The organism is Amycolatopsis sp. NPDC089917, assembly GCF_040684635.1.
Lineage (GTDB): Bacteria > Actinomycetota > Actinomycetes > Mycobacteriales > Pseudonocardiaceae > Amycolatopsis.
Genome location: NZ_JBFBGL010000054.1, coordinates 1 through 11,881 on the forward strand (window position 1 = coordinate 1; position 11,881 = coordinate 11,881).

The window sequence follows — 11,881 nt, forward strand, 5'->3', positions numbered from 1 at the left end:
GACGATCTCGGCGGCTTCGCGCGGCGCGACGTCCACTGTGGACCGATCGAGGACGTCGCCGGCGAGCCGGTGAGGGACCCAGAGTCCCTCAAGGAGGCCTTCACGGACTTCCGGGAGTCCCCGGGAGTTCCTGGGAGTCCCGCGAGGCCCGGTAAGTGGTCGGCTACTTGTCCCGGCGCCTCAGCGACCGCGGGAACAGGCGGCCCTTCCACGACAGGGGCGCGTTCCGCTTCAGGCTCTTGCGCACCTCGTCGAACGCCGGGCCCAGTGCCTGATCGTCCCCCGGCTTGTCCGAGTACCAGGACGTCTCCACGACACCGATGACCGTCCGCAGCCCGGAGCGGCCCTCTTCGTCGAGGCGGTGCTTCTCGACGACCTTCCGGCCCGCCGCGCGCACCGTGTCGCCGTCGGAGAGCGGCAGGCCGCGGTCCGCGCACTCGTCCATCAGCTCACGCCACGCCGCGTCGGCCGCGGCGGGGGAGTGGGACGCGATCTTCTGCAGCCGCAGCCGCCGCTTGATCTCCCGGATCGCCGTCGGCGTGCCGAGCCCGCCCAGGACGAGCACCAGGGCCAGCGCGAACCACCACGACACCCACGCCGCCAGGAACGCGAACGCCGCCACCCACAGCCCGATCGCGATCAGCGGCAGCCAGTTCGTCACGTTCTGGTTGTCCAGGAACCCGTGGTCCTGATCGGATGAATCCGAGGACGGCGTCGACCGCATCAGCGCCCGGTATCTCAACCGCGACCGCACGACCGCGATCACGGTCACCGCGGCCGCCAGCCCGCCGAGGATCCCGGCGAGGATCGCGGGCCACAGCGGCTCGTCGTCCTGCTGGTCCCCGTTGCCGTCCGCGCCGAGGTCCGCACCCGGGTCGCGGGGCGTGCCGGTCGCGGGGGCGCTCGACTTGGGCGCACTCGGCACTTCCTGCGTGTCGTTGGCCGACGTGCTGCTGGGATCGGTCTGCAGATACGGCGGGACGACCGCGCGGCCGTCGACCAGCGGGGTCGGGTCGAAGCTGACCCAGCCCTTCGTCTGGAAGTAGACCTCGACCCAGGCGTGCGCGTCCTCGGAGCTGATCGAGAGGTGGTCGCCCTTCGGCGTCCCGGACGTGAAACCGATGGCGACCCGGGCCGGGATGCCGACCGACCGCAGCATCACGGCCATCGCGGACGCGAACTGCTCGCAGAAGCCGCGTTTGCCGTTGAGCACGAAGTCGGCGAGCGCGTCGGAGTCGGTCGCCTCGGCGGTCTTGGTGTCGTAGACGAAGCCGTTCTGCGCGGTGAAGAACGACCAGAGCGCCTGGGCCTTGTCGAAGTTGTTGGACTCGTTCTCCGTCAGCTGCTTGGCCTTCGCGGCCACCCGGGGGTCGACGCGGTCGATCTGCAGGAACTGCTGCGGTACCTCGGCCGGGCTGGCGTCGTCCCCGCGGAGCTCGTCCTTCGACGGCTCCTTGATCGCCGCGGTCTCGGTGTAGGCGGGCGCGCTCTGCTTGGTCGTGGTGAACACGGCACCGCCGACAGGGTCGTACAGCCAGTTGTCGGCCAGCCCGGCGATCGTCCGCGGCACGCCGTAGATCGGCAGCCAGTTGTCGACCCAGTTCGTCGGCTCGATCCGGATCTCACGGCCGGGTCCGGCGCCGTCGTCGCCCTTGACCTGCGGGAGCGGCAGGTTGGCCTGCACGCCCTGCTGGGCGCGGCCGTTCTGCGCCAGGCCCCAGCCCTTGTTCGGCGTGTACGTGTCGAGGGTGAACGCGCGCAGCAGCTTCTTGTCCGCGCCCATCCCGTAGACCTTGAACAGCTCGACGTTCTCGCCCTGGTCGAGCAGGCCGCGCAGCTGCGTGAACGGCTCGACACCGAAGCCGCCCGCGCCACCGCGGCCGGATCCGTCGGCGCCGGGAAGCCTGCCGACCGTGCCGACGCCGGTGACGGCCGTGCCGATGACCAGGCCCATCGCGATCGCGGCGGCCACCACCCCGACCGGGGCGGACAGCGTGCTCGCGGAATTGCCCAGTCCCGGCGCGTCCCGGTTGCGCCAGCGGCGATGCCGGTGGTTGCCGTCGACGGCGAGCAGCCCGGCGAACGCGGCCGCGCCGAGCAGGAACGTCCACCACGGCAGCATGTCTTCGGCCAGCGCGGCGGGAACGGCGTAGACGCACAGCAGCACCAGGCCGGTCGCGGCGGGCGCGGCGGCGGCCACGGCCAGGGTGTCGACCAGCACCGCGACCAGGCCGATCGCGATGGTGATCAGGCAGAGGATCGGCGGCGTGCCCTCGACCGGCGGCAGCCCGACGCGGATCTGCTCGGCCGCGGCGGCGAGCACGCCGCGCAGCTCTTCGAGCGCGTCCGGGCCGGGAATGATCTTCAGGATGCCGCTGGTGGTGAACGCCCCGGTGATCAAGAACAGCAGCACCAGCAGCTGTGCGAGGCCGACGACGATGGTCGGCGCGCGCAGCGAGCGCAGGGCGAGCCCGGTGGAGGCGATCAGCACGACGGCGACCAGCAGGTAGCCGAACCACGCCCAGCCGGAGACGACGCCGGTGAGCGAGGTGGAGGCGAACAGCGTGGCGAGCCCGGCGGCGACCGGCGCGAGCACGCTGCTCGTCCAGGCCGGCGGCTGCGCGGCGGGACGCGGCCGGGGGGTGTGCGGCCGGGGTGGCGCGGTCGCGGTCACAGGCCGCCTCCGATCAGGGTGCCCCGGCGGGTGGCGGTCTGACAGAGCTCGGCCCAGACCTGTGGCATCGGCGAACCGGGGCCGGCGACGACGACGCCCCAGCCCGCGGCGCGCAGCAGCGCCACCGACTCTTCGGTGGCGGCGGCACGGGTTTCGGGCCGGTTGACGCCGGAGGACCAGCCGGGGGTGTCGAGCAGCACGGCGAGGCTCCGGATCCCGCGCGGGCGGTACCGGGACAGCTCGTGCACGGATTCGTTGCTGACGGTGCCGAGCACCGCGATGAGTTCCTGTCCCTCGGCCGGGTCGTGGCCGAGGGTGATGTCGCGCTGGTGCGCGGGCTGGAGCGCGGCGAGGACGTCGAGCACGACGTTGTCGTAGTGCTCGCCACCCTCGCCGGGGGTGTCGGCCAGGGCCTGGCCGTGCTCGGTGATCAGCCGGACGCGGTGCCCGGAGCGGCGCAGGTGCAGCGAGACGGAAGCGGCGAACGAGACCGCCCATTCGAGGCTCGCGGCGGGGCCGGTGCCGTGATGCGCGGCCGCGCGGTGGTCCAGCAGCACCGTGGTGCCGCCCCGCCAGGGCTTCTCCTCGACGCGGACCATGATCTCGTCGCGGCGGGCGGTCGAGCGCCAGTGGACCTTCCGCAGGTCGTCGCCCTGGCGGTACTGCCGGACGATCACGTCCGACTCGCCCTGCCCGGCGTGCAGGCGGATGCTGCCGTCGTCACCGGCGCCGATCCCGGCGCCGCTGGGCAGCCCCCACAGACCGGCCACCTTCGGCACGACGACCAGCCGGGAGTGCCCGATCAGCTCGCGTTCGAACTCGCACAGCCCGAACGGATCGGTGATCGTCGCCCGCAGCGGTCCGACCTGCTGGATCCCGCGCAGCACCGGCTGGAGCGGGTACCGCAGCGCGACGCGCCGGTCGTGCGGCAGCCGTTCGACGACGAACCGGGGCCGCGAACCCAGCGCGTACGGCACGCCGTCTTCGAGCAGCACCTCGCCCGCCGGGAGCCTGCCGTTCCGCCAGAGTTCCAGCTGGACCTCGCCGGGCGAGCCGACCGAGACCCGGTCCGGGCGCAGCGCGCGGGCCGCGCCCAGCTTCAGCCGGGTCGCGGAGATGAAGAAGGCGACCAGCAGCGGCAGGGCCACGACGAACACCGCGACGCGCAGCAGGTCCCGTTCGTTGAGCACGAACGAGCACACCGCCGCGGCGACGCCGGCGGCGAGGAGGCAGCGGCCGCGTGTGGTCAGGCCGGACAGAGCACGCAGCATGGCCCTGGAATCCAATCAGCCGAGCGAAGCTCGCCCGTCGAGGGTGGTGGCGGGGGCATGGACGGACCTTTACTCAGCGGTGGTTCGTGCCCGGGGAGCCCTGCGGAACGGGAACGCGGTGCAGGATCGCGCGGACCACGTCGGTGGCCGAACGGCGCGCCGCGTGCGCCTCGGTGGTGAGCACCATGCGGTGCGCCAGCACCGGGATCGCGACCGTGTGCAGATCGTCCGGGACGACGAATTCGCGGCCGGACAGCGCGGCCTGCGCGCGGGCGGCGCGGACCAGCTGCAAGGTCGCACGAGGCGAGGCCCCGAGCCGGATCTCCGGGGCCTGACGGGTCGCGGAGACCAGGTCGACGGCGTACCGGCGGACCTCCGGCGAGATGTGCACCGACCGGACCGTCTCGATCAGCCGCTGCACCGACTCGCGGTCGGAGACGGGTTCGAGGTCGGCCAGCGGGTTGTGCCCGGCGTGCTCGTCGACCATGGCCAGTTCGGCCTGCTGGTCGGGGTAGCCGATGGACACCCGCGCGGTGAACCGGTCCCGCTGGGCCTCGGGCAGCGCGTAGGTGCCCTCCATCTCGATCGGGTTCTGGGTGGCGATCACCATGAACGGCTCTTCGAGGTGGTACGTCGAGGTGTCGACGGTGACCTGGTGCTCTTCCATGCATTCGAGCAGCGCGGACTGCGTCTTCGGCGAGGCGCGGTTGATCTCGTCGCCGACCACGATGTTCGCGAACACCGGGCCGGGCCGGAACTCGAACTCGCCGCTCTGCCGGTTGTAGATGGACACCCCGGTGACGTCGCTGGGCAACAGGTCGGGGGTGAACTGGATCCGGCTGACGGTGCAGTCGATCGAGCGGGCGAGCGCCTTGGCCAGCGAGGTCTTGCCGACGCCGGGGACGTCTTCGACGAGGAGGTGGCCTTCGGCGAGGAGGGTCACGAGAGCGATGCGGATGACGTCGGGTTTGCCGACCAGCACCCGCTCGACGTTGGCCGCGATCCGCCGCGCCGTCTCGTGCAGTTCGTCCAGCGAAGCACGGCCGGCTCGGCCGTTCTGCGGTCCGCTGACCGAGCCCGCGGCCGTGGGATACGGCGCTTGCCCGGTTGCCTGCTCGCCCTGCTGTTCGCCGGGCGTCGCAGACTGGATTCTCGACGTCACTCGACCTCCTGATGCCGCGTGGCTGGATGTCCGCTGGGTCTGCTGCCGGACCTGATTCAGGTCCCCCGGGCAGCGGTCAGCCTCCCACGAAGTGTGTCAAACTCGGGCGAACTCGTGGGGGGAACCCCGCCAACCCCAGTCGATGACTCTGTGCAACCGGAGACCTTACCTCGATCGGGTGAGTTGAGCGCATTTTCAGGTGCTCCCGCTGACACCGGGTTTTGTCGTATGCTCCGTTGCGAGATCGGCCGACTACGGAGAGGCGTAATCGCATATGAGCGACGTGAGAACCGCCAAACCCAGGTTCGACTTGAGCGGGTTCGCGGTCGCCCCGGAGCTGGCGGCCGACGCCCACGTGAAGATCTCCGCCCTGCAGGACGTGGTCGGCCAGATGGTCCGTGAGGCCAAGGTGCTCGGCCGCACGGTTCCCCTCGGCGGGGGATACGCCGACGAGGTCGGCAAGTTCATGGCGCAGTACGGGATCGGCGCCGAAGGTTCCGCGGTCGAGGCGCTCACCGCGTTCGGCCGTGAGCTCGAAGCGCTCAAGAACCGGATCGAGAAGGCGCTGGCCCGGTACACCCGGCAGGATGAACAAGCGGCGGCGGACGTGGACTGTGTCGGTGGCTGACCCCATGCGCTCACGTCTCCCTCTTCTCGCCCTCTTCGGCGCGCTCGCCGTCCTTACAGTGTCCGCTTGCGGGCAAGGGGCCGCAGGCCAGGCGCGAATTCCGGCCGCTGACGACGGCGGGGCCCCGGCTCCCTCGTCTTCGGCGCCCGCGCCGGACGCCGGGGTGGACCCGTGCACGCTGCTCGATCCGCGGGACCGGTCGACGGCCGGGGTGAACGTGCTCGGCGTGCCCAAGGAGATCAACGGCGCCCGCGCCTGCGACTGGACGGTGCCCGCGACCTTCGGCGTCACCATCACCGTGGACGAGCGGAACGGGCTGAAGGACCTCGAAGTCGCGCGCAAGACCGCCACGAAGACGAAGGTCGGCGACCGCGAAGCGCTCAAGGTCGCCGACAAGAAGGCCGCCGACGGGACCTGCGCGGTCCTGCTCGGCATGGGGGAGAAGGCGAGCGTCCAGATCGACGTGAGCAACACGAACTTCACCGACACCCCGCTCGCCTGCGAGCGCGCGGTGAAGGTGGCGGGACTGGCCGAACCCAAACTGCCCTGAGGAGAAGGTGCCGTGCCTGAAGGAGAGACGCCGGGCCGCGAGGTCCCGGTCGCGGCGACGCGGTACGAGGCCTACAGCCACGAGGCGCTGGCCGCCGAAGTCGAAGCGGGCAACGACCCCGAGGCCGCCGGTGGCATCGGCGCCGCCTGGGACGCGCTCGCGCGGCGCATGCACGACGCGACGTCGGACCTGGCCGGGCTGGTCGGCAGCAGTGAGGAGAACTGGCGCGGGGAAGCGGGTGACGCGCTCCGCGGCGTGCTGTCCACGGCGTCCGGCTGGCTGGCCTGGTCCGCCGATCTCTCGTCCGCGCTCGGGCAGGCGGTCTCCGGGCAGGCCGAGGCCGCCGCGCGGGCCCGTGCCGACATGCCGCCGCCGGTGGACTACGACCCCGGCGCGATGATCCGCGGCGCCGCCGCCGGCGGGAACCTCGCGCTGCTCGCCGCGCTCGCCGACGAGATGGAGGCCAAGCACGCCGAGGCCGAGGCCGCCCGCCGCAAGGCCGTCGACGTGATGAACACCCGCGACGCTTCACTGCACTCGCTGACTCCGCAGGTCTCCTTCGGGAAGCCGCCCGAGCTGGGGCGGTCTTGATCCGCGTTTCCGCGTCGGCGTTCGACGTCCTCTGGTCCGACCTGGGCCACGAGGCCCCGCCGTGGCCGCTGTCCGTCCGCAGCGTCGGCAGCACGGAAGCCGAACGTGCCGAGATCCGCGGAGCGGTCTACGGCAACCTCGCCGAACGAGGCCTCTACGACGGGGACAGGCTCGACGCCGCCCTGGAAGCCCGGCTGGACCTGCTCGCGCGCGCCGAGGTCTACGTCGAATGCGAGGCGCTGGCCGACATGACGGCCGACGCCCCGTTCCGCGCGGTCGCGGCCGCGCGCGGGCGGCACGGCGTCCTGGCCACCCAGCCGGAACAGACCATCTCGTTGTCCGGAATCGGCGACGGCGAGGTGTTCGCCGCGATCGTCGACGTCCTCCCGGAGCTGCGCCCCGGCCCGGGCTACGGGATCAGCCTGCCCGCGGCGCGGTTCGGCGGGGATCTGGAGGATCCGGTGTTCGGCGACAGCGGACGGTCGTCGGCTTCGGACAGCCAGCTGCGCGAGGTGCTCGCGATCCAGGCGCGGCCGGTCTACAGCGCGGGCCAGTTCACCGTGCGGACCCGCGACCGCGACGGCCGGGCGCACCGGGCGGGCGGTCTGACCTGGTTCGACACCGACGTCGGCGCGTACTGCGCGGCGCGGACCGAGGGCCGCGGCGGGCAGGCGTGGGTGAACGTGTCGCCTGTGGACGGTCCCCGCCTCGCCGCGAGATTGGCCGCGCTGCTGGACCCGGACCGCTAGGTTGTCGAGAAGCCCGAGGAGCTTCGGGGAGGAGGGGGTCCGGAATGTCCGTGCCGTTCGGGGGCCAGGTGCGTGATCCGCGGGAGTGGATGCGCGAACAGGAACAGCGAAGCGCCGCGCTGCTCGCCAAGGCGGAACAGGCGAAGACCGAGCTGGAGAACAACGTCGTCACCCTGAGCAGCCCGGACCGGCTGGTCACCGTGACGGTCAACCCCGGCGGCGGCCTGATGTCGCTCGCTCTGTCCCCGCAGGCGCAGGAACGGCCGCCCGCCCAGCTCGCGTCGCTGATCATGAGCACCTACCGCAAGGCGACGACCAGGGCCGCGGACCGGACCCTGGAGATCATGGCCGGGCTGACCGGCGAAGACTCCGACGCGGTCGACTTCATCAAGAGCACGCTGCCGCCGAGGGAAGAGCCCCAGGCCACTCCGGAACAGAACGACTCCGCGCGCTTCGTCGTCCAGGAGACGGAGCAGACCCCCGAACCGCCGAAGCGCCGTCCTTCCCGTCCCGCGTCCGATGAGGACGACGGTGAGGACTTCCAGAACGTCGACTGGACGGGCCGCTCGTGAGCGGGCCGGGCTACGGCGTCTCGCCGGAACAGCTGAAAGCGCACGCTGACCAGGTCGCCGATCTCGCCGAACGCATCCGCGGCGCGGCCTCGGCGGCGAACCAGGTCGGCATGGGCGGCTTCGCGGGCTACGGCCTGCTGTGCGCGGTGCCCGTCGGCGGTGTCCTGCAGATCGCCCAGGGCGACGCGGACGAGCTGATGACCAATGCGGCGAACCTCGGCGACGCGTTGTCCGACGCGCTGAAGAAGGCGGCGACGGACTACACGAAGATCGACGACGACGCGGCGCAGCTCAGCCGGGACCTGGGGAAGAAGCTGTGAGCGAAGGACCGGTCGCGCGGCCGGGCGAACAGAACCTGGTCGCACAGAAGACGGACGAGGGCAAGAACTTCAAGGGAGCCGGCCTCGCGGACAGCCTCGAAGGTCTCGCCGGCACCCTGAAGCCCAAGCCCGGCGAAGACATCGACGGGTTCGCGCTCGCGATGGACGGTGTTTCCGTCGGACTGGACGCTCTGTCGATGGTCCTGAACCCGCTCGGTGAGCTGGTGAAGGCAGGGGTCGGCTGGCTGATGGAGAACCTCGACTTCATCCGCGAACCACTGGAGATCCTCACCGGCGATCCGGATCTGGTCCAGCAGGCGGCGCAGACCTGGAACAACATCGCGGCCGAACTCGAAGCCGTGGCCGGTGACTACGAAAGTTCCCTGAGCACGACATCCGGTTGGGACGGCGACGCGGCGATCGCCTATCGCCGCGTCGCGCTTCAGTACACGCAGTCTCTGCGTGACGTCGCCGCCGAAGCGAAAGACTCGGCGCAGTGGATCACCACCGGCGGAATGGTGGTGGCCACCGCGCGGGCGCTGATCTTCGACATCATCGCGAGCTTCATCAGCGACGTGATCACCCGTGCTCTCCTGGCCCTCGCTTCGTCGTGGTTCACCCTCGGTGGCTCGGTCGCCGCGTTCACGGCGAGCATCTTCGCCGACGCGGTCAAGGTCATGGCGAAGATCCAGAAGAAGCTCGGCAAACTGCTCAGCGCGATCCAAAAGTTCGTGAAACGGTTCGAAGGATCGAGCGAGCGCGCTCGGGAAGCCGCACGGGCGCTGGGGCGGAAGTCTTCCGAGCTGGGGCGCGAGGCGAACAAGGCGATCAAGGCGAGTGACAAGACCTTGGACTCTTTCAAGGCAGACAACCTCAAACTCGCGAAGAAGGCGCTGGATTCCGACGCCACCGGCGCTGAGCGCTTGCTCAAACACGCGCGCGGCGGGATGGACCGGATGGAGAACACCGTCGCGGGGAAGATCGCCGACAACAGCGCGCTGAAGATCGGGAAGGAAACCGGCAAGGCGGTTGCCGGAGACCGCAGCCAGTACGAGGGAGGCTCGTCCGAACGCGGCCGCGTCACGCCGCCCACCAGCGGCCGGATCAGCGGCTCGCTCGACGACGATGACTGATCTGCCCGAACGAGGTGAGCATCCGGTCCGGAAGCGTAGGGGCCGATCCGGTTTGAAAATGATCACGGGCGTCGTCTTCGTCGTGGTGGGCGCCTGGTTCATGTTGTCGCTGGGAGTTTCGCTGGGGATCAGCGACCAGGGGAAAACGGATCGATTCGGGGTGGCCCGCATTCAGGAATGCCACCGCAGTCCGCTCCGGTTCTGGATGATCCACGTTTGCCAAGCCGAAGTGCGATGGGATCGGAAGTCGATGAACGGCCCGCTCGTGACCTCCTCGGTGATCGGCTCGGCTTCGGACCTGTCAGGCGAGGTGGACGTGGTGTCCTATCAGTCGTCGGGACGCTACGGGGCACTCCAGTACAGCATCGTTCCCGTCGACCGCCCGCGGCCGTTGTTCTCGTTCGGGTGGTGGTTCTTCTTCACTCTCGTGAGCTTGATCCCGAGCTATGCCGTCGGGTGGTTCGCGGGCAAGGGCATCGACCGGTTGCTGCCTGAGCGACAGGAGAAGCCCAAGGACTGGCGCGGCGTCAGCCGTCGCGCCGCGTCCGGGATGAACGGACGCCGTAAGCGTGGCCGTCGTCGATGACCGGACAAGGCCGCCGCACCCGATGGTGGCCGCCGGGTGTGATGGGCGCTCTCGGCGTTCTTCTCACACTGTGGCTGATGTTCTCCTTGCAGTGGGTGGTCGGTTTCGAGCCGTGGGGCACGCTCACCCGGACCGGGACCGCTCAGGTCGCGCAGTGCCAGAGGAGCGCGGTCCACACCTGGATGGCGTACTCGTGCGAGGCGGAAGTCCGGTGGAACTCCGTTTCCCCCGGTGATGACCAGGTCTCGGCCACGACGGTCACCTCGGTCTCCGAGCTGGCAGGCAGCGTGGCGGTCGAAGAGTTCCAGTACCGGAAGAAGAACAGCTCGCGGGGCGGATCTTCGGTGGTCCCGGTCGACCGGCCGTCGTGGCCGGTAGCTGGCGGCTGGTGGATCCTTCTCCTCTTCGTGAGCGTGATCCCCGGCTGGCTCGCCGGGTTCTGGGTGGGCGGTCGTCTCGGCCGGTTGCTGCCCGAACCGAAGGAGAGACCCAAGGACTGGCGCGGAGTCAGCCGTCGCGCCGCACCCGGTGCGAACGGGCGCCGCAAGCGCAAACGCTGAAGTGTCCGATTAGGACGGCCAGGATTCCTGGGATGAACCGACGAGACCGAGGGGCGTCCGGACGCGTTTAATACCATTCATGGCGCTCCTTGGCAATGATCGTCCTTTGCCGACCCGCCGGTTTCGAACGGCGTGGAAGTCCCGCCAGGTACGGAATCCGTCGCGGGCGACGCTCCACAATGCCCCCACTGCGGCCCCCACCGCACCCCACCGGATTCCCCACTTTCACCCCCACTCCGCCCCACGACAGGGTTCCGGCTGCCGATATCCGGACGCGTCAGGCATGGATGAGGTTGCTTCGATACCCGCAGAGGGGGATCTTGGCCACCGTCCCCCACCGTGCCCCCACCTGGCCCCACCTGGCTGACCAGCGAAAACGCCTGACACGACGGAGTGGTCGCGGCTTTTGCCGCGTTGACTGTGGTGAAAAGTGGGGTACGGTGGTGCGCAGTGGGGCAGAAGGGAGCCCCGTGGCCGACCTTGGTTGTTCGCAGCCAGGATCGGTAGGGAGGTGGAGCCGGTGTTCCTCGGCACCCACACCCCGAAACTGGATGACAAGGGGCGGCTCACGCTGCCCGCGAAGTTCCGCGACGCGCTCGCCGGTGGGCTGATGGTCACCAAGGGACAGGATCACTGTCTCTTCGTCTTTCCCCGGGCCGAGTTCGAGCAGATGGCGAGGAAGGTCGCCGACGCCCCGTTCACGAACGAGGCGGTCCGGGCCTACCAGCGTTATCTCTTCGCCGGGACGGACGAACAACGCCCGGACGGGCAAGGACGTATCGCGATCGCGTCCGAGCTCCGACGCTACGCCGGGCTGAACAAGGAGTGCGTGGTGATCGGGGCGATCACCAGGCTGGAGATCTGGGACGCCCAAGCGTGGCAGGGCTACCTGGACGAACACGAGGACAGCTACGCGAAGGCTCGAGAGGAAGTTCTGCCGGGCGTCTTCTAGACGTGACCGAGGAAGCACCCACGCCGTCGGGGGGCGCGGGTTCACGCTTCGGGCACGCCGGGAGCCGCCCACACGGATGCCGTGAGGCCTCTGTCCGCTCAGTGGCCCTGGTACACCTTCCCCGGTACCAGGT

13 protein-coding genes are annotated in these 11,881 nt (G+C 70.2%); 10 read left to right on the forward strand and 3 right to left on the reverse strand.

The window, feature by feature from the left end; all coding sequences use genetic code 11:
- Positions 1-163 precede the first annotated feature (163 nt).
- The 3 genes from AB0N89_RS30825 to AB0N89_RS30835 form a co-directional block, all read right to left on the reverse strand.
- Entirely contained in the window at positions 164-2,674 is a 2,511-nt protein-coding gene (locus AB0N89_RS30825; RefSeq protein WP_364211628.1) for a DUF3488 and transglutaminase-like domain-containing protein, read from the reverse strand.
- Entirely contained in the window at positions 2,671-3,945 is a 1,275-nt protein-coding gene (locus tag AB0N89_RS30830) for a DUF58 domain-containing protein (RefSeq protein WP_364211631.1), read from the reverse strand. The genes AB0N89_RS30825 and AB0N89_RS30830 overlap by 4 nt, the downstream gene beginning before the upstream one ends.
- Before the next feature lie 73 nt (positions 3,946-4,018).
- A complete protein-coding gene (locus AB0N89_RS30835) occupies positions 4,019-5,107 on the reverse strand; it encodes a MoxR family ATPase (RefSeq protein WP_364211634.1) in 1,089 nt (362 codons plus the stop codon).
- Positions 5,108-5,381: 274 nt separating this feature from the next.
- On the opposite strand from AB0N89_RS30835, the gene AB0N89_RS30840 reads away from it, so the two are divergent.
- The 10 genes from AB0N89_RS30840 to mraZ all read left to right on the forward strand — a co-directional run bounded on the left by AB0N89_RS30840 (position 5,382) and on the right by mraZ (position 11,748).
- Entirely contained in the window at positions 5,382-5,735 is a 354-nt protein-coding gene (locus tag AB0N89_RS30840; protein WP_364211637.1) for a hypothetical protein, read from the forward strand.
- A complete protein-coding gene (locus tag AB0N89_RS30845) occupies positions 5,728-6,285 on the forward strand; it encodes a DUF3558 family protein (RefSeq protein ID WP_364211640.1) in 558 nt (185 codons plus the stop codon). The genes AB0N89_RS30840 and AB0N89_RS30845 overlap by 8 nt, the downstream gene beginning before the upstream one ends.
- Before the next feature lie 12 nt (positions 6,286-6,297).
- Positions 6,298-6,876, forward strand: coding sequence for a PE-PGRS family protein (locus AB0N89_RS30850; protein ID WP_364211643.1), 579 nt, complete (start codon positions 6,298-6,300; stop codon positions 6,874-6,876).
- Positions 6,873-7,625 carry an ESX secretion-associated protein EspG gene (locus AB0N89_RS30855; protein WP_364211646.1) on the forward strand — a complete coding sequence of 251 codons (753 nt, stop codon included), beginning with the start codon at positions 6,873-6,875 and terminating at the stop codon, positions 7,623-7,625. Before AB0N89_RS30850 ends, AB0N89_RS30855 begins: the two co-directional genes overlap by 4 nt.
- 44 nt (positions 7,626-7,669) lie before the next feature.
- The gene (locus AB0N89_RS30860) at positions 7,670-8,197 is read left to right on the forward strand and encodes a YbaB/EbfC family nucleoid-associated protein (RefSeq protein ID WP_364211649.1); all 528 of its coding nucleotides are present in this window, start codon (positions 7,670-7,672) and stop codon (positions 8,195-8,197) included.
- Positions 8,194-8,517 carry a type VII secretion target gene (locus AB0N89_RS30865; RefSeq protein WP_364211652.1) on the forward strand — a complete coding sequence of 108 codons (324 nt, stop codon included), beginning with the start codon at positions 8,194-8,196 and terminating at the stop codon, positions 8,515-8,517. The genes AB0N89_RS30860 and AB0N89_RS30865 overlap by 4 nt, the downstream gene beginning before the upstream one ends.
- Positions 8,514-9,650 carry a PPE domain-containing protein gene (locus tag AB0N89_RS30870; RefSeq protein WP_364211655.1) on the forward strand — a complete coding sequence of 379 codons (1,137 nt, stop codon included), beginning with the start codon at positions 8,514-8,516 and terminating at the stop codon, positions 9,648-9,650. Before AB0N89_RS30865 ends, AB0N89_RS30870 begins: the two co-directional genes overlap by 4 nt.
- Before the next feature lie 58 nt (positions 9,651-9,708).
- Entirely contained in the window at positions 9,709-10,236 is a 528-nt protein-coding gene (locus AB0N89_RS30875) for a hypothetical protein (protein WP_364211658.1), read from the forward strand.
- A gap of 77 nt (positions 10,237-10,313) precedes the next feature.
- The gene (locus AB0N89_RS30880) at positions 10,314-10,796 is read left to right on the forward strand and encodes a hypothetical protein (protein WP_364211660.1); all 483 of its coding nucleotides are present in this window, start codon (positions 10,314-10,316) and stop codon (positions 10,794-10,796) included.
- A gap of 520 nt (positions 10,797-11,316) precedes the next feature.
- Positions 11,317-11,748: a division/cell wall cluster transcriptional repressor MraZ gene (gene mraZ, locus AB0N89_RS30885; protein ID WP_005156436.1), complete on the forward strand. Its 432-nt coding sequence runs from the start codon at positions 11,317-11,319 to the stop codon at positions 11,746-11,748.
- Positions 11,749-11,881: the final 133 nt, after the last annotated feature.

Bases quoted from the DNA above. Each gene is read 5' to 3' on its own strand.
- AB0N89_RS30830 (WP_364211631.1), bottom strand. From the start codon at position 3,945: ATGCTGCGTGCTCTGTCCGGCCTGACCACACGCGGCCGCTGCCTCCTC.
- AB0N89_RS30875 (WP_364211658.1), top strand. From the start codon at position 9,709: ATGATCACGGGCGTCGTCTTCGTCGTGGTGGGCGCCTGGTTCATGTTG.
- AB0N89_RS30860 (WP_364211649.1), top strand. From the start codon at position 7,670: ATGTCCGTGCCGTTCGGGGGCCAGGTGCGTGATCCGCGGGAGTGGATG.
- AB0N89_RS30880 (WP_364211660.1), top strand. From the start codon at position 10,314: ATGTTCTCCTTGCAGTGGGTGGTCGGTTTCGAGCCGTGGGGCACGCTC.
- AB0N89_RS30840 (WP_364211637.1), top strand. From the start codon at position 5,382: ATGAGCGACGTGAGAACCGCCAAACCCAGGTTCGACTTGAGCGGGTTC.